The 19276-nt window shown below is 64.8% G+C and carries 18 protein-coding genes and 1 tRNA gene; 9 read left to right on the forward strand and 10 right to left on the reverse strand.

The features are described 5' to 3' along the window. The first annotated feature begins 162 nt into the window (after window positions 1-162). The 4 genes from AC0L3B_RS28040 (at window position 163) to AC0L3B_RS28055 (ending at window position 4758) form a co-directional block, all read left to right on the forward strand. Window positions 163-1233 (forward strand): zinc-binding metallopeptidase family protein, encoded by a 1071-nt coding sequence (locus AC0L3B_RS28040; RefSeq protein WP_473381441.1) that lies wholly within the window; start codon window positions 163-165, stop codon window positions 1231-1233. 183 nt (window positions 1234-1416) lie between these two features. Then, a complete protein-coding gene (locus AC0L3B_RS28045) occupies window positions 1417-3432 on the forward strand; it encodes an acetyl-CoA carboxylase biotin carboxylase subunit (protein ID WP_018455235.1) in 2016 nt (671 codons plus the stop codon). A gap of 163 nt (window positions 3433-3595) precedes the next feature. Then, window positions 3596-4462, forward strand: a complete 867-nt coding sequence (locus tag AC0L3B_RS28050) for an isocitrate lyase/PEP mutase family protein (protein ID WP_473381442.1) — start codon at window positions 3596-3598, stop codon at window positions 4460-4462. Then, window positions 4459-4758, forward strand: a complete 300-nt coding sequence (locus tag AC0L3B_RS28055; protein ID WP_473381443.1) for an acylphosphatase — start codon at window positions 4459-4461, stop codon at window positions 4756-4758. The genes AC0L3B_RS28050 and AC0L3B_RS28055 overlap by 4 nt, the downstream gene beginning before the upstream one ends. A gap of 8 nt (window positions 4759-4766) precedes the next feature. Here AC0L3B_RS28055 and AC0L3B_RS28060 read toward each other — a convergent pair whose 3' ends face one another. Together AC0L3B_RS28060 and AC0L3B_RS28065 are read right to left on the reverse strand one after the other, a co-directional pair. Continuing rightward, window positions 4767-6287, reverse strand: a complete 1521-nt coding sequence (locus tag AC0L3B_RS28060; RefSeq protein ID WP_473381444.1) for an ATP-binding protein — start codon at window positions 6285-6287, stop codon at window positions 4767-4769. 147 nt (window positions 6288-6434) lie between these two features. Further along, window positions 6435-7289 carry a LysR family transcriptional regulator gene (locus AC0L3B_RS28065; protein WP_456654040.1) on the reverse strand — a complete coding sequence of 285 codons (855 nt, stop codon included), beginning with the start codon at window positions 7287-7289 and terminating at the stop codon, window positions 6435-6437. Window positions 7290-7401: 112 nt separating this feature from the next. Between AC0L3B_RS28065 and AC0L3B_RS28070 the strand changes: the two genes are divergently transcribed. Continuing rightward, the gene (locus tag AC0L3B_RS28070; RefSeq protein ID WP_018455230.1) at window positions 7402-7824 is read left to right on the forward strand and encodes a tautomerase family protein; all 423 of its coding nucleotides are present in this window, start codon (window positions 7402-7404) and stop codon (window positions 7822-7824) included. 57 nt (window positions 7825-7881) lie between these two features. On the opposite strand, the gene AC0L3B_RS28075 is transcribed toward AC0L3B_RS28070, so the two are convergent. Further along, window positions 7882-8595 carry a DNA helicase gene (locus AC0L3B_RS28075; RefSeq protein ID WP_456654041.1) on the reverse strand — a complete coding sequence of 238 codons (714 nt, stop codon included), beginning with the start codon at window positions 8593-8595 and terminating at the stop codon, window positions 7882-7884. 184 nt (window positions 8596-8779) lie between these two features. Then, on the reverse strand, window positions 8780-9517 hold the full coding sequence (gene lipB / locus AC0L3B_RS28080; protein ID WP_247370551.1) for a lipoyl(octanoyl) transferase LipB: 738 nt from the start codon (window positions 9515-9517) through the stop codon (window positions 8780-8782). 79 nt (window positions 9518-9596) lie between these two features. Here lipB and AC0L3B_RS28085 point away from each other — a divergent pair, with 79 nt between their 5' ends. Further along, a complete protein-coding gene (locus tag AC0L3B_RS28085; protein WP_085351347.1) occupies window positions 9597-9839 on the forward strand; it encodes a FliM/FliN family flagellar motor switch protein in 243 nt (80 codons plus the stop codon). Between the two features lie 219 nt (window positions 9840-10058). Continuing rightward, a tRNA-Leu gene (locus AC0L3B_RS28090) sits at window positions 10059-10143 on the forward strand. 186 nt (window positions 10144-10329) lie between these two features. On the opposite strand, the gene fdhD is transcribed toward AC0L3B_RS28090, so the two are convergent. Next, window positions 10330-11163 carry a formate dehydrogenase accessory sulfurtransferase FdhD gene (gene fdhD, locus AC0L3B_RS28095; RefSeq protein WP_039799364.1) on the reverse strand — a complete coding sequence of 278 codons (834 nt, stop codon included), beginning with the start codon at window positions 11161-11163 and terminating at the stop codon, window positions 10330-10332. Window positions 11164-11319: 156 nt separating this feature from the next. Here fdhD and AC0L3B_RS28100 point away from each other — a divergent pair, with 156 nt between their 5' ends. Together AC0L3B_RS28100 and AC0L3B_RS28105 are read left to right on the forward strand one after the other, a co-directional pair. Then, entirely contained in the window at window positions 11320-13641 is a 2322-nt protein-coding gene (locus AC0L3B_RS28100; protein ID WP_018455225.1) for an FdhF/YdeP family oxidoreductase, read from the forward strand. A 34-nt stretch (window positions 13642-13675) separates the two neighbouring features. Beyond that, complete coding sequence (locus tag AC0L3B_RS28105; protein WP_018455224.1) at window positions 13676-14284, forward strand: cysteine hydrolase family protein; 609 nt, start codon at window positions 13676-13678, stop codon at window positions 14282-14284. Window positions 14285-14296: 12 nt separating this feature from the next. Here the strand turns inward: AC0L3B_RS28105 and AC0L3B_RS28110 are convergent, their stop codons facing one another. The 5 genes from AC0L3B_RS28110 to AC0L3B_RS28130 all read right to left on the reverse strand — a co-directional run bounded on the left by AC0L3B_RS28110 (window position 14297) and on the right by AC0L3B_RS28130 (window position 19133). Further along, a complete protein-coding gene (locus AC0L3B_RS28110) occupies window positions 14297-15451 on the reverse strand; it encodes a DUF305 domain-containing protein (RefSeq protein ID WP_473381445.1) in 1155 nt (384 codons plus the stop codon). Beyond that, complete coding sequence (locus AC0L3B_RS28115; protein WP_085351350.1) at window positions 15448-15627, reverse strand: CsbD family protein; 180 nt, start codon at window positions 15625-15627, stop codon at window positions 15448-15450. The genes AC0L3B_RS28110 and AC0L3B_RS28115 overlap by 4 nt, the downstream gene beginning before the upstream one ends. Window positions 15628-15770: 143 nt before the next feature. Next, window positions 15771-17375, reverse strand: a complete 1605-nt coding sequence (locus tag AC0L3B_RS28120; protein ID WP_473381446.1) for an alpha-amylase family glycosyl hydrolase — start codon at window positions 17373-17375, stop codon at window positions 15771-15773. A gap of 27 nt (window positions 17376-17402) precedes the next feature. After that, window positions 17403-17945, reverse strand: coding sequence for a hypothetical protein (locus AC0L3B_RS28125; protein ID WP_204511419.1), 543 nt, complete (start codon window positions 17943-17945; stop codon window positions 17403-17405). 12 nt (window positions 17946-17957) lie between these two features. Further along, window positions 17958-19133 carry a zinc-dependent alcohol dehydrogenase gene (locus tag AC0L3B_RS28130; RefSeq protein ID WP_018455218.1) on the reverse strand — a complete coding sequence of 392 codons (1176 nt, stop codon included), beginning with the start codon at window positions 19131-19133 and terminating at the stop codon, window positions 17958-17960. Window positions 19134-19276: the final 143 nt, after the last annotated feature.

The raw sequence follows: 19276 nt of genomic DNA on the forward strand, positions 1-19276 counted from the left end.
ATATGGAAAGAAAGGCGTCGCCGGATGCAGTATGGTGGGCATGAGCGAACGCCAAGTCTGGCTATTTGTTCCGAACATTGGAACGATGAGCCCGCCGCGCGCGTATCCGCGAGGCGCCACAACTGTCATTCCCAAAAGCTCCCTTTCCGAAGAGGCTAAATCTTGAAGCTTTTTGTCTGCCAGGCCTGCGGCAACGTCCTCTATTTCGAGAACCGCACCTGTGAACGCTGCGGCCATCGGGTCGCGTTCCTGCCGGAGAAGGAGACGATGTCGGCGATCGAGCCCGACGGAGAGGTCTGGGCCACGCTCGCCGACAAGGGCAGCGGACGCATGCCGTGCCGTAATGCCGAATATGATTCCTGCAACTGGCTGACGGATGCAGGTGATACCACCGGCTATTGCCGCGCCTGCCGGCATAACGGCGTCGTGCCGGATCTGTCGGATCAGGCGCAACTCGCCGGCTGGCGCGAGCTGGAGATGGCGAAGCACCGGCTGTTCTATTCCCTGATCCGCTGGAAGCTGCCGCTCCAGACCCGGCAGGACAATCCCGAACATGGCCTGATCTTCAATTTCCTCGCCGACGATCCGCAGAGCGGGCAGAAGGTCCTGACCGGCCACGACAACGGCCTGATCACGATCGCGCTGACCGAGGCCGACGACATCGAGCGCGAGCGGCGCAGGCTGGAGATGGGCGAGCCCTACCGGACGCTGCTCGGGCATTTCCGCCACGAGGTCGGGCACTATTTCTGGGACGTGCTGGTGCGCGACGGCGGCATGCTGGACGAATGCCGCGCCGTGTTCGGCGACGATTCCGCCGATTACGGTCAGGCCTTGCAGCGCCACTATGCCGAAGGCGCCCCGCCGGACTGGCAGCAGAACTACGTTTCTGCCTACGCGACCACGCATCCCTGGGAAGATTTCGCCGAGACCTGGGCGCACTATCTTCACATCGTCGACACTCTGGAGATGGCTAGCGAGTTCGGCATGGAGGTGCGGCCCAGGGTGGACCGCGACGGGGAGTTGACGGCGCGCATCCGCTTCAACCCGTACGAAGCGAGGGACGTCGAGGCCATCGTCAACGCATGGCTGCCCTTCACCTTCGCCATGAACAGCGTCAACCGCGCCATGGGCATGCGCGATCTCTATCCGTTCATCCTCTCGCCGGTCGTTGTCGACAAGCTCGGCTTCATTCACGGCCTGGTCCGGAACGTGGGCAAGGCCGGGAAGCCGTAGGCCGTCCGGGGCCTGTCAGGCCCGTTTCGGTCTTGCTTCGGTCTTGCGCTGGTACGCCAGAGGGGCCGGATTTTGACCGTTGCCTCCAGCCTATTTTGATGTACCACGGGAGCCACACGGCCCCTCCCATAGGCTCCAACGGCCAGGGAAGGGTCCCGCCCAAGGTCGAGACTCAAGAAAAGCATGTTCAAACGCATTCTGATCGCCAATCGCGGCGAAATCGCCTGCCGGGTCATCAAGACCGCTCGCCGCATGGGAGTTCAGACGGTCGCGGTCTATTCCGAGGCCGACCGCGACGCTCTCCATGTCGAGATGGCCGACGAGGCCGTGCTGATCGGCCCGCCGGCTGCGGCCGAGAGTTATCTGGTGATCGAGAAGATCGTGGAGGCCTGCCGCAAGACCGGCGCCGAGGCCGTGCATCCCGGTTACGGCTTCCTGTCCGAGCGCGAGGCGTTTCCGCGCGCGCTGGAGGCGGCCGGCATCGTCTTCATCGGCCCCAACCCGGGCGCGATCGCGGCGATGGGCGACAAGATCGAATCCAAAAGGGCTGCCGCGAAGGCAAAAGTCTCGACCGTGCCCGGCTATCTCGGCGTCATCGAGGACGCTACGCACGCGGTCAAGATCGCTGACGAGATCGGCTATCCCGTGATGATCAAGGCCTCCGCCGGCGGCGGCGGCAAGGGCATGCGCATCGCGCATTCGACCTCCGAGGTCGCCGAAGGGTTCAACCTCGCCAAGGCGGAGGCCAAGGCCTCGTTCGGTGACGACCGGGTCTTCATCGAGAAGTTCATCGTCGATCCCCGCCATATCGAGATCCAGCTGCTCGGCGACAAGCACGGCAACGTGATCTATCTCGGCGAGCGCGAATGCTCGATCCAGCGCCGCAACCAGAAGGTCATCGAGGAAGCGCCGTCGCCGCTGCTCGACGAAGCCACCCGCCGTAAGATGGGCGAGCAGGCGGTCGCACTCGCCAAGGCGGTGAATTACGACTCCGCCGGCACCGTCGAATTCGTCGCGGGGCAGGACAAGAGCTTCTACTTCCTGGAGATGAACACGCGCCTCCAGGTCGAGCATCCTGTCACCGAGCTGGTCACCGGCGTCGACCTCGTCGAGCAGATGCTCCGCGTCGCCGCCGGCGAGAAGCTCGCCATTGCGCAGAAGGACGTCACGCTGACCGGCTGGGCAGTGGAGTCGCGCCTCTACGCGGAGGACCCGTTCCGCAACTTCCTGCCCTCGATCGGGCGCCTGGTGAAATACCGTCCGCCGGCGGAAGCGAGCCAGGACGGCATCACCGTGCGCAACGACACCGGCGTGCAGGAGGGCGGCGAGATCTCGATCCATTACGATCCGATGATCGCCAAGCTCGTCACCCACGCGCCGTCGCGCGCCGCCGCGATCGAGGCGCAGGCCACTGCGCTGGACTCGTTCTATGTGGACGGTATCCGCCACAACATCCCGTTCCTGTCGGCGCTGATGCATCATCCGCGCTGGCGCGAAGGCCGGCTCTCCACCGGCTTCATCGCCGAGGAATTCCCCAAGGGCTTTGCCGTGCGGGTGCCTGAAGGCGAGGTCGCACGGCGGCTCGCTGCGGTCGGCGCCGCCATCGATCACGTGCTCGGCGAGCGCAAGCGGCAGATCTCGGGGCAGATGGGCGGCCGCATCGTGCAGCGCGAGCGTCGCCGTGCGGTCTGGCTCGACCGCCAGGAGATCCTGCTGGAGATCGCGCGCGAGGGCGAGGCGGTCGCGGTGCGTTTCGTCAATGCTGACGGCAAGACCGGCAATGCGCATCTGTTGCAGTCGCCGTGGAAGCCGGGCGATCCTGTCTGGCAGGGCACCATCGACGGGCATGTCGTCGCGGTGCAGGTGCGCCCGATCGCGAACGGTATCCGCCTCGCGCATCAGGGCGTCGAGGTGCCGGTCTATGTCTGGACCGAAGCGGAAGCTGCCTCGGCGCGGCTGATGCCGGTGACCACGGCTGCCGACACCGGCAAGAAGCTGCTTTGTCCGATGCCCGGTCTCGTGGTCTCGATCGCGGTGACCGAAGGGCAGGAGGTCAAGGCCGGCGAGACGCTCGCGGTGGTCGAAGCCATGAAGATGCAGAACGTTCTGCGCGCCGAGCAGGACGGCACGGTGAAGAAGATCCACGCCAGCGCCGGCGCGACGCTCGCGGTGGATGCGCTGATTTTGGAGTTTGCGTAACGTCATTGCGAGGAGCCACCGGGTCCGCGCGAAGCGCGGCCCGATGACAGGCTCCGCGACGAAGCAATCCAGTCTGTCTCTGCGGATGCATTTCTGGATTGCTTCGCTTCGCTCGCAATGACGGAGTATGCTGCGGCGTCCGTGACCTAACCGAGACATCACCATGGCCTTTCGTTCCCGCCGCGAAAAACTGCGATCAATCCTGTCGGGCGGGACGTGCGTCCATCCCGGCTCGGTCTACGACGCTATCTCGATCCGCATCGCCGAGGATCTCGGTTTCCCGCTCGGCATGTTCGGCGGCTCGGTAGCTTCGCTCGCGGTGCTCGGCGACCCCGACATCACGCTGATCACGCTCACGGAACTTGCCGAGCAGATGCGGCGGATGTCGCGTGCTGCAGCGCTTCCGGTGTTGGTCGATGCCGATCACGGCTATGGCAACGCGCTCAACGTGCGTCGCACGGTGCAGGAGCTGGAAACGGCGGGCGCCGCCGGCCTCACCATCGAGGACACGCTGCTGCCGGCTGGCGTCGGCGAAGCGAAGACGCAGCTGATCTCGCTCGAGGAGGGCGTCGGCAAGATGAAGGCGGCACTCGACGGCCGCGGCGACCCCTCGCTCGTCATCATGGGCCGCACCGGTGCGGCCTCGATCACCTCGATCGAGGATGCGATCCGCCGCGCCAGAGCTTATGAGGCTACCGGCGTCGACGCGCTGTTCTTCACCGGCATCAAGTCGCGCGCCGAGCTCGAGGCCATCGTGTCTGCGACGCGCCTGCCGATCGTGCTCGGCGGCGCGCCGGAGGAGTTGAACGTGCTCGAATACCTCGCTGGCCAGCGCGTGCGCATCGCGCTTCAGGGCCACGCGCCGATCGCGGCCGCAACGCAGGCCGTCTACGAGACGCAGAAGGCGCTACGCGACGGCACTGCGCCGAAGAATCTCAAAGGTCTCCCATCGTCGGACTTGACCAGCCGCGTCACGCGGGAGGCCGACGTCAAGGCGCGGAGCGCCGATGTCCTCGGACTGAAACAATGAGCCGGGCGATCCTCCAGGTCATGATCCGCGGCCGCGTGCAGGGGGTAGGCTACCGGGCCTGGCTCGAGTATCAGGCGACGACGTGCGGTCTCGAAGGCTGGGTCCGCAACCGCCGTGACGGCAGCGTCGAAGCGCTGTTCGCGGGGCCGCCGAAGCACGTCGCGGACATGGTTGCGCTGTGCCGCCGCGGCCCGCCGTCCTCGCGCGTCGACAGCGTCACCAGCGAGACGGCCGACGTCGATGAACTGAACTTGCGCCGAGCAGGCGAGGCGTTTTCGGTGTTGCCGACGGTGTAGCTAAAGAATCACCGCGGCAGCTTGGCGATCGCTTCGCTCAATTCGTGGATCTCGTAGGGCTTGCGCAGGATCGGGAAATGGCCGCGCACGCCTGCGGCGACTTCGCTGTAGCCGGTGGCGAGCAGAATCGGCAGGCCGGGGCGGATCTGGCGGAGGTGATGGGCGAGGCTGAGCCCGTCCATCTTGCCGGGCATGACGATATCCGAGAACACGAAGTCGACGCCGTTCTTCTCGATCTCGCTCAAGGCGGCTTCGGCGTCCGCGACCCGGCGCACCTGATAGCCGAGCTGCTCTAGAAGGCCGATGCTGACGGCGGCGACGTCCGGATTGTCCTCGACCAGCAGCACCGTGCCGCTGCCTTGGAACGCCGGTTCTCCCGCCGCCTCACGCGATGGCTCGTCTTCTCCGCGCGGCAGCAGGATGGTGAAGGTCGTGCCCTTGCCGAGCGCGCTCGCGACCCGGACCGTGCCGCCGGCCTGATGGGCGAAGCCGTGCACCTGGGAGAGACCGAGGCCAGTGCCTTTTCCGATCGCCTTGGTCGTGAAGAACGGCTCGAAGATCTTGTCGAGAACGTCGGAGGGAATGCCGAGGCCGGTATCGGTGACGTCGATCGCGATGAATTCGCCCACGAGGGGGTCCTCGTCGAGCACGAGATTGCGCGCTGCGATCGTCACCGTGCCTCCGTCGGGCATCGCGTCGCGGGCATTGATGACAAGGTTGAGCAGCGCGGTCTCGAGCTCGGAAACGTCGGTCCTGATCGGCCAGACGTCGTCGCTGACGTCGAAAGCCAGGCGCACGGAGCTGCCGACGCCGGCATCGAGTACCTCGCGGATCGCCGCGATGCGGTCGGCGAAGTCGATCGCCTGCGGATTGACGCTCTGCCGCCGCGCGAAGGTGAGGAGCTGGTTGGTTAGCGCGGCGCCGCGCCTGGTAGCGGTTTCGATGGCCGAGATCGCGCGCTGAAGCTTGGCTTCGTCGTCGGCCCCTCGTTTCAGCATGTGGAGGCTGCCGCTGATGATCATCAGGAGGTTGTTGAAATCGTGGGCGACCCCGCCGGTGAGCTGACCGAGCGCGTCGAATTTCTGGGATTCGGCGAGCTGCTTCTGCATCGCCTCGAGCTTGAGCTGGGTATTGCGCCGCTCGGTGATGTCGCGCGTGATCTTGGCGAAGCCGACCAGCTCGCCGGCCTCGTAGATCGGATCGATCACGACGCTGGCCCAGAAGAAGGTGCCGTCCTTGCGGACGCGCCAGCCTTCCTCCTCGTAGCGGCCCTTTTCCCGCGCGATGCCGAGCGCACGGGCGGGCTTGCCGTTGGCGCGGTCGGTCTCGGTGTAGAACCGGGAAAAGTGTTGGCCGAGGATCTCCCCGGGTGAATAGCCCTTGATGCGCTCGCCGCCAATGTTCCAGCTGGTGATTCTCCCGGTGGGATCCAGCATGTAGAGTGCGTAGTCCGCAACTCCTTCAACTAACAGGCGGAAACTGCGTTCGCTTTCGAACAAATCCCTCTGCTGACTAGACTTCTCGACCATTCCCGGACCCTGCCTCAACGGGGGCAAACGCAGTAGGTGGCGGATTGTTCCCGGAGGTTGGAACATTTTTAGGCAACATTGCGCGTCCGTATGCAGGACGCGAGCCAGCAGACGCTCGCCCGCATTCGAGCCGGAAAGCCGTGCGCGTCAGACCGCCGCCACGCTACGGAACGTCGCCGCCACCGCACGCAGCGCCGCCAGCTTTGCGGGATCGCTGACCTTCGAATGGAGCATCACCTTTGAGCTGCCGAGTTTCGGCAGCTTGTGGGCGGGGCCGACGTCGACCAGGCCTACCGGCGCGATCCGTCGCGCCAGCGGCGCGATTGCAAGTCCGGCGAGCGCGGCTGCAACCACGGCGGTGACGCCGCCGCCGACGAAGCGCTCACGCCATTTCAGGCCGGCCTTGTCGAGCGCGCGCACAGCGATGGCGCGGACGCCGCAGGGCGGGGCGAGCGTCGCGAGCGGCAAAGGCTGCCCCTTTGGCACGGTGAAGCGTCGTGACGCGAACCAGCCGAATTCGTCCTCGGCCAGCGTCTCTCCGCCGCGCCGGCTGCCTTCCTGGCGCACGATCACCGCATCCAGTCGGCCCGCATCATAGGCCTCCTGCATCTCGCGCGAGAAGCCGATGATGACGGCAAGCGTGAGGTTCGACGACATCGCATGCAGGCGTTCGAGCAGGGGTACCAGCTCCGGCCCCGCAGCATGGTCGGAGATGCCGAGCGAGAGCGACTGCGCGACTGAGGCCTCGCCCGATAGCGCGCGGTCATGCGCCGCGATCAGCGCGCGGGCGCGCTCCAGGAACGTCGCGCCGTCTGCCGTGAGCCGCACCGCGCGCGGCGAGCGCTCGACGAGACGTTTTCCCAGCAGCGTCTCCAGCCGTTGCAGCTTGAGGCTGACAGCCGCCTGGGTCGTGCCGAGCGCTTCGGCGGTCCGCGTGAAACTCTGGAGGTCGGCGACCAGCAGGAAGGCCTGGACGGTGGCGATGTCGAGCGTTGCTATCATTACGATTTCTTATCACTGGTATCAACTGAGATAAGATACCAAAATGTCGAGGGCGGGTCTAGCTTCTCACCAACGCCGCGCAACATCTGCGCGACATCCGAGGAGAACGACCATGCCGCTGATCACCGTGTCCTACACCACCCCGCGCCAGTCGCCGCCGCTGAAGGCCGACATCGCGAGCGCCGTATCCGAGCTCACCGCAAAAATCCTGCACAAGGACCCTGAGGTCACGGCCATTATCGTGAAGTCGGTGGAGGCGAGCGACTGGTTCGCTGGCGGCAAGTCGCTCGCAGAGCAAAAGCTCGCGAGCTACTGGATCGACATTCACGTCAGCGAAGGCACCAACACCAAGGACGAGAAGGCCGCCTATCTCGCCGCGATGTTCCAGCGCATGGCCGGGATCCTGGGCCCGCTGCATCACGAGACCTATCTGCATGTCGACGAGGTCAAGGGCGACGCCTATGGCTTTGGCGGCCTGACCCAGGAGCGGCGCTACATCGCCGGCAAGCTCGAGGTTTCGCCGGAGAAGGCGTGAGGAGGGAGGCCGCGGGTGAATAACCGCACCCGCGGCCTGAACCGTTGCCAGGGATCGTCAGCTCGCTATGCGAAACTGAACTTCGTCCTTGTTCAGGAAACAGGTCTTGTCGAACAGCTTCAGGTCGAGCGGGTTCGGCAGCCTGACATCGTCCAGGTCAGGGCAGGGTTTGAGCGAGGAATCATAGGAACGGTCGATCTGCGAGATGAAGACGACGATCAATCCCTTGTCGTGCGCGAATGATTTCAACGCGCGCACCTGAACGGTGAGGTCGGGATTTTCCCGCCGCTGGTCCAGCAGCTGCAGATAGTCGATCACCACGACCGTGCCGCGCGGTGCTGCGGCCATCTGCTTGACGACATAGTCGGCACTGATGGCGTCGGAGCAATCGATCTCGAAGAGTTTTTCGAACCCCGCCAGATCCACGCCGATCGCCCGAAAGCGATCCAGAACGTCTTTCTCGGTGTATTCGAGCGAGAAGAACGCGGCGCGGTGGCCCGACCGCATCGCCTCTACGGCAAGCCCGAGGCTCATCAGGGTCTTGCCCTGGCCGGGACGCGCGCCCACCAGCACCAGGTCACCCGGTTGGAATTGCGGGAAAAGCCGGTTGGCCGGCGTCGCTGTGGCCGCTTTCGCCGCGAGCAGGCTCCATGCGGAAAAGCCTTGCGTCGCAGCGACGCGGTCGAGCGCATCGTGCAGCGGGATGCCTACCTCGCGGGACAAGCGCTTCGCTTTTCGTTTCAGATGATAAATGGGTGCAGACAGTCTCATCGCAAAAACCTCCCATTGCGAGCTGAAGCGCAACCCCTCCTTATGCCTTGGCGCTCGAACAGTCGGTCCGATGATCAATTCGCCCGGCATGACATCTGCTTTCCCGGCGGAGGGGGGAGGCGTGGGCGACACCGGAATCGAGGGTAGCTGATTCCGGGTTTGCCGAGAATGAGGGAGACCGAAGTTAGGCCGCTGCTTCCGGCATCAGCGCCTGGGTCGGCCCGAACAGCCCCTCGAAGGCTTGCCGAAGCGCCACGTCGACATCGCTCATCGTCAGGAGCTGGCCGAGATCGACCAGCGAGGTGACGCCGTAGCGGGGATCGGCGACGCCGCAGGGCACGATGCCGGCGAAATGTGACAGCTCCGGCTCGACATTGATGGCAATGCCGTGAAACGAGACCCAGCGCTTCAGCCGGACGCCGATCGCGGCGATCTTGTCCTCGTGCTCGGGTCCCTTGTCGGGCCGCTTGACCCAGACGCCGACCCGGTCCTCGCGCCGCTCGCCACGGATGTTGAAGGCGGCGAGCGTCTGCACAATCAGCTCCTCCAGGCTCGCGACATAGGCCCGGACATCCGGCCGGCGGCGCTTCAGGTCAAGCATGACATAGGCCACGCGCTGGCCGGGCCCGTGATAGGTGAGCTGGCCGCCGCGCCCGGTGGCAAAGGTCGGGAATCGGGCATCGAGCAGGTCGGTGGTCTTGCCCGAGGTGCCGGACGTGTAGAGCGGGGGGTGCTCCAGCAGCCAGACCAGCTCCGGGGCTGCACCGGCCGCGATCGCCGCGACGCGCGCCTCCATTTCGGCGACCGCCTCCGGATAGGGCACCGGCGCGTCCGAAATCCGCCATTCCACCGGCTCGCCGGTGGAAGCGGAAAACGGCGTCAAATCGAGCTCTTGGCGGGGGTGTTGGGGCGAATTAACCATTGGCTAACCATAACCGGGTGATGATCCCAGGAGCAAATACCAGTCCCTAGTCCTAGTCCCAAGTTGCGGTGGTGCTGAAGTGCCTACTCTCGACAAAGTCACCGTGGACCTCATGGTCGTCCTCGGGACGACGACCATGCCGATCCATCAGGTATTGCGTCTTTCCCGCGGCGCCATCATCGAGCTGGACGCAACCGAGGCCGACGAGGTCAAGGTTCTGGCCAATAATTTGCCGGTCGCCTCCGGGGTCGTGCTGGTCGACCGCAACCGCATCGCGGTCGAGGTCAAGCAGATGCTGCCACGTGTCCCGGGCACACGGTAGCGGCCCGGGCAGGCGTCGCGGCCCGGGCACGCGTCGCGGCCTGGGCACGCAGTAGCGGCCGGGCAGGCGGAAAAGGCCGATCCCGGCGCAAGGAGCCGGAACTTTCCTGCCAAGCTTGTGGAATTCAGGGCCTTTGGAGGCTTGTACCCCTCTGACGGATTTGTTAGATCGGCGCCGTTGATCCGGTTGGCCTTCAAGCCTCAAGCCGGCATCCCCAAAGCGCTCGTGGCGGAATTGGTAGACGCGCTGCCTTGAGGTGGCAGTGAGTAAAATCGTGGGGGTTCGAGTCCCTCCGAGCGCACCAAGCAAACAGACACGCGAAAGATTGTTTCGCGATTTTCGGTGCCCGCCCTGTTCGCGCTGCGGACCCTGGAACGGGGCCTCCCCAAGTCTTCGATGTTCGATCTCGCGGCCGAGGGTTCGCTCCCTCGGCGCGATCGGGCATGAAGTTGCCTGGCGAAGTTCGCTATGCCCTCACGTCCGGGTTCCCTTAGTTTGCCTGCGGTCGAGACTCCGGCTCGATCTGCGTGGCGGCGGGCTTAAACACCCTCGCCGGATGGCTGAAGATCTCGAATTCGTCGCCCCGCGCTATGCCGACAAGCGTGATCCCGCTGGCTTCGGCCGTTCGGACTGCGAGCGCGGTCGGTGCAGACATGGCAACGACGACGCCGGCGCCGATCGCGGCGGTTTTTTGCACCATCTCGACCGAAATCCGGCTGGTGAGAATGACGGCGCCAGCGCGGCCGGATGCTCCTTCCGTCGCGAGAGCGCCGGCAAGCTTGTCGAGGGCGTTGTGGCGCCCCACGTCCTCGCGCACCGTCATGGTCTTGCCGACTGGCTCGAAAAAACCCGCGGCGTGAGCGGCGCGTGTCTTGTAGTTGAGGATCTGTGACTCGCTGAGGGTTGCGACGGCCGTGCTGATCTGCTCCGCCGTGAGGTTCGCTGGCTGCTCGACGCACTGAACGATCCGCCCGGCTTCCCGCAAGCTGTCGATGCCGCACAGGCCGCAACCCGTCGGCCCGACCAGATGTCGCCGGCGCTCCTTCAGGCGGCGCCCGGCGTTCGTTCGCAGCCATAGCCGCAGTTCGATGCCGTCGCGACCGGGAACGACCGTGAGCTCCTCGATCTCGCCGATGTCCCCGATGATCCCTTCGGTCAGGCTGAATCCCACAGCAAGATCGGTCAGATCGGCGGGAGTTGCCATCACAACGGCGACGGTCGTTCCGTCGTAGACGAGTGCCACGGGACATTCCTCCGCCAGCATCCGCTCATCCCGCGTTCCGCTCGACGTCAGCCGGGGCATTCTCACGGATGCCGTGGGCATGGATGCGCGATCGTGTGCGCCGGATCGAGAGTCGTGCATGGGTGTTCGTCCTACGTCGATTCATCGACGCACGAACCGGAGCAAGGTTCCGAACGCTTGGAACTTGCCATCCCATCTCGGGTTTTGCGTGCAGGGCTTGCGATTGAAGGAAACGCCATGCGGCAAAAGGCAAAGGTCGAGAACTATGATGCGCCGGCAGGCGGCTGGGGCTCGCTCAAAGCCGTTGCCAGTATCCTGACACAGGAAGAGGTCGCCATTCTCGGCAGCGAGATCCTGCTCAAGCAGAACAAGCCGGACGGATTCATGTGCGTGAGCTGCTCCTGGGCCAAGCCGGCCAAGCCGCGTCCGTTCGAGTTCTGCGAAAACGGCGCCAAGGCGACCGCCTGGGAGATTACGCGCAAGACCGTGACACCGGAGTTCTTTGCGCAACATACGCTGGCTGAACTACGAACTTGGTCCGATCATCAGTTGGAGGAGCAGGGGCGCCTGACGACGCCGATGCGTTACGACAGGGCAAGCGACAAATATCTGCCGGTCGACTGGGAGGAGGCCTTTGCGGCTATCGGCGCCGAGCTGAACCGGCTCGATCCCCGTTCGGTCGTGATGTACACGTCTGGACGTGCCTCGCTCGAAACCAGCTACATGTACCAATTATTCGGCCGCATGTACGGCACCAACAATTTCCCCGACAGCTCGAACATGTGCCACGAAACCACGTCGGTGGCGCTGCCGGAGGTGATCGGAGTTCCGGTCGGGACCGTTCTGCTGGAGGATTTCGAGACTACCGGTTGCATCTTCTTCTTCGGCCACAACACGACCACCAATGCGCCGCGCATGCTGCATCCGCTCCAGGAGGCGGCGCAGCGCGGCGTGCCGATCATATCTTTCAATCCGCTGCGCGAGCGCGGCCTGGAGCGTTTCGTCAATCCGCAAAATCCGGTCCAGATGATCGCCGGCGGCACGCGCATCAGCTCGCAATATTATCAGGTGCGGGTCGGCGGTGATGCTGCGGCGATCGTCGGGATTTGCAAATGGGTGATCGAGGCGGACGACCTCGCGCGCAAGAATGAAGCTGCGCGCGTGGTGGATGTCGAATTCATCCAGCAGCACACGGCCGGCTTCGAGGAGTTCGCCGCATTCTGCCGTACACAGGATTGGGACGAGATCGAACGGGCCTCGGGGCTTTCGCGCGGTGCGCTGCGCGAAGCCGCGAACACCTATATGGAAGCCAAGGCTGTGATCGCCAATTACGGCATGGGCATCACCCAGCACAAGCACGGCGTCGAGACGAACAAGATGATCGTCAACCTGCTGCTGCTTCGCGGCAATATCGGCAAGCCGGGCGCGGGCATTTTGCCGATCCGGGGCCACTCCAACGTGCAGGGCCAGCGCACCGTCGGCATCTCCGAGAAGACCAAGCTGGTGCCGCTCGACAAGCTTGCGGAGCTTTACGGTTTCGAGCCGCCGCGGTGGGAGGGACTGTCCACCGTCGACGCCTGCCAGGGTATTCTGAAAGGCGACGTTCGCGGCTTCGTCGGCCTCGGCGGCAATTTCCTGCGCGCCGTTCCGGAGCGGTCCCTGATGGAGCCCGCCTGGTCCGGCCTGCGCCTGTCGGTGCAGATCGCGACCAAGCTCAACCGGACCCACCTCGTGCCGGGCGAGGTCACTTATCTGCTGCCGTGCCTCGGCCGGATCGAGATCGACCGGCAGGCCAGCGGCGCACAAGCGGTGTCGATGGAGGATTCCACCACCTGCATTCACGGATCCCGCGGCCAGCGCAAGCCGGTGGCCGACCATCTCCTGTCGGAGCCGGCGATCGTCGCCGCCCTGGCAAAGGCAACGTTGAAGCCCAACCCCAAGATCGATTGGGACGCCTGGGTCGCCGACTATTCGCGGGTTCGGGACGCCATCGAGCGCACCTATCCCGACCAGTTCAAGGACTTCAATGCGCGCATGTTCGAACCCGGCGGTTTTGCGCGGCCGCTCGCGGCGCGCGAGCGGAAGTGGAAGACCCCGAACGGCAAGGCCAACTTCACCGTTCCGAAGTCGGCCTTCGCGCCGCCGCGCGAGACCGACCGCGTCTATGAGCTGATGACACTGCGCGCGGACGGGCAGTTCAATACGACGATCTACGCCGAAGGCGATCGCTTTCGCGGCATCGAGGGCGGCCGCTACGTCGTGTTCATGAATCCCGCCGACATGGAGGGAGACGGGTTGAAAGCAGGAGATACCGTCACGCTGGTGACGGAGGCGGGCGACGGTGTCGAACGCAGCCTGAGCGAACTCCAAATCGTCCCCTATGGCATCCCGCGCAGGAGCATTGCGGCTTATTATCCGGAGTGCAACGTGCTCATTCCGCTCTGGCATTACGCGGAGGGCAGCAAGGTCCCTGCGGCAAAATCCATTCCGGTGCGTCTGTTCAAGGACATCCTTCCAGAGATCGTCGAGGCCGGAGAGGCTCCGATCTCGGCGTCGTGAACGCCGTCGATCACGCCCACAGGAGTGAAGGACGATGAGAGACAGCGCGTCGGACGTGACCGACATCAGCGACGCCGTTCACTTGTGCATCGACATGCAGAACATCTTCGCTCCGGGTGGCCTTTGGGAGACGCCATGGATGGCGCGAGTGTTGCCGACGATCGCCTCGATCGTTTCGCGCCATCAGGCCAGAACGATCTTCACGCGATTCATCACGCCGGAAGATCCGGAAGATCGTCCCGGACAGTGGCAGCGCTATTTTCGTCGCTGGCGCGAAGCGACCCGCAAACATCTGCCGCCATCCGGCCTCGAACTCGTGCCGGCTCTGAGCCGCTTCGTTCCGCCGGCTGCCGTCATCGACAAGCCGGCCTATTCCGCGTTCAGCAATCCTGGCCTCGCGAGCCTGCTGATCGACAAGAACGTCGGCACGGTCGTCATCACCGGGGCGGAGACGGACGTCTGCGTGCTCTCGACGGTCCTGAGCGCCGTCGATCTCGGCTTCAGGGTCGTCATCGTCGAGGATGCGCTGTGCAGCTCGTCCGACGTCGGCCATGATGCGCTGATGACGATGTATCGCACCCGCTTTCACGGCCAGGTCGATCTGATGACCGCCGAGGAATTGGCGGAGTTCTGGCGCGAGTAGGGCACGACCCGCTCAATTGACATTGTCGCCGAGCATGTTGCGGAAGGCGGCGGCGGCAATGCCGCTGGCGCCGTGCATCAGCGCGATCTCGCCCTGTTGCTCATGGCGGATGGCGTGGGCCATCACACGCAGGCGCAGATCGCCGCGGCTATGCCACATCTGGTCGGCCATCCTGACCGCGCCTGCGTGATGCTTGCTCATCGTCTCGACGAACACCGTGTCGAATTGGTCCGCCGGCGCGGCCTTGACCTGTCGCATCTCGGCCTGTGTCAGGAAGCCCGGCATGGCGGCACGTTCGTCCGAGCTGCAATCGGGCATCTCGGTGTCGAACCAGCTCAGCCACCACGTCTCGAAAATCCGGTTCTCGCCGGTCTGGCTTGCGACCATCAGCATCGCCAGCTTTCGCAGATGCGGGTCCTGCGCGCGCTCGGTGGCGATCCGGGCCAGCGCGATGCCCTGGGCGTGATGCGCAGTCATGTGACGGATGTAAGTCTGGTCCGCGTCCCTGTCGCGGCCCGCCCACTGCGGCTCGTAACCATGGCTGCCGAACAAGGCAGCCGCGCCGAGCAGTGCGATCAAAGCCAGCGCGCCGGTGATCCAGGCATTGGTGAAGCGAACATCGCGCGCGGGTGCTGCTCCCCCGGTCCAGCGCAGCCGGGCAAACAGGGGGTACATCACGGCCGAGGAGCCGTGGACGAGCAGGCCGATCCAGTAGGGCTGCTGCAGCGTGAACAGCGGTTGCCAAAACGGAAACAGGGGCACCAGCACGAACCATTCCATGCTTGACGAGAACACGGCCCAGGGCAGCGCGAGCAGCAGGATCGTCAGCGGCCGCAGGTCGGCGGTCCAGCGCCCGAGCACACCGAAGAACACCAGCGCCCAGGAGAAGTCCGCCCATTGGTGGAAGGCGATCCCGGCAAGGATCGCGCTCCACGACGGCTCTGCGCTGATCGCCCAATCGCGCGCGGGAATGGCGGCGACCGTCATCCAGTCGACCGCGGCATCGCGTCCGATGCGCGCGGCGAAGAGCTGGCTGACGATGGTCGAGAAGGTGCTGCTGATCAGGCCGAGTTCGGCAGCGGCGACCCAGCGCGAGCGTCGCCGTGAGGCGCCTTCATCACCGGTGCGAATTGACTTGGAAATGGCTGACGGCGCGGCAGCGTTCACGTCAGCTGATTGAGTTTCTTCAACGGATTGAGCTCGCTCGGCTTGCTCTGTTCGTCCCGGCCGCGCTCCGCTTGCTCCTTGCCTTCCTCATGGAGATTCTGATCGCCGACGATCTCGCCGACGGCCTGTTTCGCCTTGCCGGCGATCCGCTGACCGAGGCCCTTGGTCTTGCTCATGATCCGCCTCCTGGCTCACGCCGCCACCCCGGCGCTTGAAGGGGGTGAGCGCCGGGGCTGCGGTTTCGTCTATTCAGCCTCCGGCAGGGGGGACGTCGGAGGCGTGGATGAGACTCTCTGACGCGCGGATGGTTCCTCGGCCGTCACCGTGGCTCGAGTTCGATGATCACGCCTTCATTGCCGCGGAGCAGGATGGAGGCGTCCGGCAGCGGCTCGGACGGCAGGTCGAGATGCGTCGACATCAGCAGGCGGCCGCGACCTTGCCAATGCAATTTCCGCGGCTCGGCGGCAATGTTGAGCGCGACCAGAATTTCCTTGCCGCCATCCGTCCGCCTGTAGGCAAGAACGTCGTTCTGCGCGCGTAGGGGCTCGTAGCCGCCGTGGCGCAGGCACGCGCGCTCGCGCCGCAGTCGCATCAGCGCGCGAAACAGCGCCAGGATCGAACGTGGGTCGCGCTGCTGCGCGGCCACGTTGGCCGCGCCGTCGCGCGGCTCGAGCGGCAGCCATGGATCGCCGGTTGTAAAGCCGCCGTTGCTGCTGTCATCCCATCGCATCGGCGCGCGTTCGGGATCGCGGCAAAGGCCATACCCCGGCACGAGCTTCTCGAAGGGATCGTGGACGCGGTCGGGCGGAATGGGAACGCGCTTGCGGCCGATCTCGTCGCCCATGAAGAAGAAGGGCGTTCCCCGCAGCGTCATCAGCAGCATCGCCAGCACGCGCATTTGCGGCTCGCCGATTTGGCTCGCGATCCGTTGCTTGTCGTGACCACCGATCACCCAGACCGGCCATGCATGATCCGGGATGGCGTTGAAATACGCGTCGATCGTTGCTTGCAGGGACAGCGCGTCCCATTGCGAGTCCAGCAGTGCGAAATTGAGGGGCAGATGCAGGCGCGGTCGGTCGTTGCCGTAGAAGTGGCCGATGCGGTCGGTCTTGCCTTGGACTTCACCGCACAACATCCGCCCTGGATAGCCGTCGATCACCTCGCGAATGAATTCGATGCAATCCATCGTCTCCGGCCGGTCGTCCGTAAAGACGGGCGTCTGGCGCTGCGGCGGCGGCTTGCCTTTCGCTTGCGGGTTATGCGGATTGTCGCGCAGCAGCGCGTCCTTGATCAGGACCGCGCTGGCATCGACGCGAAAGCCGTCGACGCCGCGATCGAGCCAGAAGCGCATGACGTCGGCGATCGCGGCGCGCAGTTGCGGGTTGCGCCAGTTCAGATCAGGCTGCTCGACCAGGAAGGAGTGATAGTAATATTGCCGCCGCGCCTCGCACCATTCCCAGCCGCTGCCGCCGAAGCGGCTCAGCCAGTTGTTGGGCGGGCCGCCGTTCTCGGCTGCGTCGGCCCAGATGTACCAATCGGCCTTCGCGCTGTTCCGTGAGCTGCTGCTCTCGACGAACCATGCGTGATCGTTCGCGGTATGATTGGGCACGAGATCGAGGATCACGCGGATATCCGCCGCGTGCAGGGCCTTGAGCAGGCGGTCGAACGCCTCGAGGCTGCCGAACGCAGGATCGATCGAGCAGTAGTCGGAGATGTCGTAGCCGAGGTCGCGAAACGGGCTCTTGTAGACCGGCGTCAGCCACACCGCGTCGACGCCGAGCCATTTCAGATAGTTGATGCGGGATGTCAGGCCGGCGAGATCACCCTTGCCGTCGCCGTCCGAGTCCTGGAACGAGATCAGTGCGATTTCGTAGATGACGGCGGATTCCCACCACGCACCTTCGTTACGGGACGCTTCGCTCATTGTCTTGCATCACCTCGTCGCGCGTTCTCAGGTCCGTTCCGTCGCGGCGTGCGCTGCGATCTGCTTGGCCGCGGTTCGGGCGCTCTCGATGCCCTTGGGAAAGCCGCTGCGGTTCGGATACAGCTTGCGCCGTGCGTCGCGCGGCGGCCGCTGCGGCTTGGTGTCCTGCGCGGCGCGGTAATCGAGCATCGCGATGCCGCCGACCATCAGCAGCGCCAGCGCGATATTGCCCTTTTTGGGATTGTCCGCGGTCAGCCCCGAGAGCAGCGCGGCGGCATCGAGGCCGTCGCCGCCGACGCGGGCCCACAGGCCGGCGTTCTTCTCGACCGAGAGCGTCATGACCCCGGCCAGGATCTCGCGCAGGCCGAAGGTGCGGACCAGCGTCTCATGGCCCTCCATGCCCAGCGTTTCCGTGACGCGCCGCGGCGCGAAGAATTCCACGACGCCGAGACCGATGCTGAACCAGCCGAGCGCACGGGCGAGCTGGTCTTCGGGCCGCTTCAGGCTCGGGCCGCCCTCGACGATTTTCGGGTCGCCCTTGGTGCGAACGATGTTGGAGAAATGAAACATGGGTCTTGCTCCTCAGGGCTTCAGCACGACCTTGACGCAGGAGTCGCGCTTGTCGCGAAACACCTGGTACATCTCGGGGCCTTGGCTAAGCGGGACGGTGTGGGTGATGACGAAGGACGGATCGATCTGACCTTCCTCGATGCGATGGAGCAGGTCGTCGGTCCAGCGGTTGACGTGGGTCTGGCCGGTGCGCATCGTCAGGCCCTTGTTCATGAAGGCGCCCATCGGCAGCATGTCGGAGAATCCGCTGTACACGCCTGCCACCGAAATGATGCCGCCGGGCCGGCAGACATAGATCATCTCGCGCAGCACATGCGGCCGGTCGCTCTCCACCATGACCATCTGCTTGGCGCGGTCGAGCAGCGTGTCGGGCAGGGACGCCATCACATGCGACTCCATCCCGACGCAATCAATACACTTCTCAGGGCCTCTGCCGTCGGTGAGCTCCTCGAGTCGCTCGAGGACGCTTTCGGTTTCGAAGTTGATGGTGGTGGCGCCGCCCGCTTCGGCCATGCTGAGCCGCTCGGGCAGGCAATCGATCGCGATCACCTGGTTGGCGCCGAGGAGGATGGCGCTGCGGATCGCCATCTGCCCCACGGGACCGCAGCCCCAGATCGCGACCGTGTCGGTCGGCTCGATGTCGCATTGCACGGCGGCCTGCCAGCCGGTCGGGAAGATGTCGCTGAGAAACAGCAACTGCTCGTCGGGAATGCCCGCGGGCACCTTGATGTGCGTGGCGTCAGCGAACGGCACGCGCAAATATTCGGCCTGGCCGCCGGGATAGCCGCCGGTCAGGTGCGTATAGCCGAACAGGCCGGCGCCCGAATGACCAAACGCTTTTTCAGCGAGATGACTCTTGCGATTGGTGGTTTCGCAAACCGAGAAATTGCCACGCTTGCACTGGTCGCATTCGCCGCAAATGATTGTGAAGGGCACGACGATGCGGTCGCCCTTCTTCAGCTTGCCGTCGACGCCCGAGCCGACCTCGACCACTTCGCCCATGGTCTCGTGGCCCATGATGTCCCCGGGCAGCATGCCCGGAATGTAATTGTGAAAGAGGTGGAGGTCCGAGCCGCAGATGGCGCAGCTCGTGACTTTGATGATGGCATCCCGCGCGTCCTGAATCTCAGGATCGGTGACGGTGTCGCAGCGTATGTCTTCCTTGCCGTGCCAAACCAGCGCCTTCATCTCTGTCCTCCCGCGAGTTACGAGGCATCCAAGTCGAACAACGAACGATGGTTGCTATTGCACGTGGAAAATCTTCGCACCGCACATTCTCCGGCGTGAGGTTTGGCTTGGATAGGAACGAGAGGCGGTTGCAGCCATTGGAG

The sequence above is a fragment of the Bradyrhizobium sp. Kon56 genome (assembly GCF_055807635.1).

Excerpts from the sequence above, each read along its gene's own strand:
- AC0L3B_RS28105 (WP_018455224.1), top strand. The coding sequence starts at position 13,676 with ATGAGAGACAGCGCGTCGGACGTGACCGACATCAGCGACGCCGTTCAC.
- AC0L3B_RS28045 (WP_018455235.1), top strand. The coding sequence starts at position 1,417 with ATGTTCAAACGCATTCTGATCGCCAATCGCGGCGAAATCGCCTGCCGG.
- fdhD (WP_039799364.1), bottom strand. The coding sequence starts at position 11,163 with ATGCCCACGGCATCCGTGAGAATGCCCCGGCTGACGTCGAGCGGAACG.
- AC0L3B_RS28125 (WP_204511419.1), bottom strand. The coding sequence starts at position 17,945 with ATGTTTCATTTCTCCAACATCGTTCGCACCAAGGGCGACCCGAAAATC.
- AC0L3B_RS28120 (WP_473381446.1), bottom strand. The coding sequence starts at position 17,375 with ATGAGCGAAGCGTCCCGTAACGAAGGTGCGTGGTGGGAATCCGCCGTC.
- AC0L3B_RS28100 (WP_018455225.1), top strand. The coding sequence starts at position 11,320 with ATGCGGCAAAAGGCAAAGGTCGAGAACTATGATGCGCCGGCAGGCGGC.
- AC0L3B_RS28060 (WP_473381444.1), bottom strand. The coding sequence starts at position 6,287 with ATGGTCGAGAAGTCTAGTCAGCAGAGGGATTTGTTCGAAAGCGAACGC.
- AC0L3B_RS28050 (WP_473381442.1), top strand. The coding sequence starts at position 3,596 with ATGGCCTTTCGTTCCCGCCGCGAAAAACTGCGATCAATCCTGTCGGGC.
- AC0L3B_RS28130 (WP_018455218.1), bottom strand. The coding sequence starts at position 19,133 with ATGAAGGCGCTGGTTTGGCACGGCAAGGAAGACATACGCTGCGACACC.
- lipB (WP_247370551.1), bottom strand. The coding sequence starts at position 9,517 with ATGGTTAATTCGCCCCAACACCCCCGCCAAGAGCTCGATTTGACGCCG.
- AC0L3B_RS28115 (WP_085351350.1), bottom strand. The coding sequence starts at position 15,627 with ATGAGCAAGACCAAGGGCCTCGGTCAGCGGATCGCCGGCAAGGCGAAA.
- AC0L3B_RS28075 (WP_456654041.1), bottom strand. The coding sequence starts at position 8,595 with ATGAGACTGTCTGCACCCATTTATCATCTGAAACGAAAAGCGAAGCGC.
- AC0L3B_RS28065 (WP_456654040.1), bottom strand. The coding sequence starts at position 7,289 with ATGATAGCAACGCTCGACATCGCCACCGTCCAGGCCTTCCTGCTGGTC.
- AC0L3B_RS28055 (WP_473381443.1), top strand. The coding sequence starts at position 4,459 with ATGAGCCGGGCGATCCTCCAGGTCATGATCCGCGGCCGCGTGCAGGGG.
- AC0L3B_RS28070 (WP_018455230.1), top strand. The coding sequence starts at position 7,402 with ATGCCGCTGATCACCGTGTCCTACACCACCCCGCGCCAGTCGCCGCCG.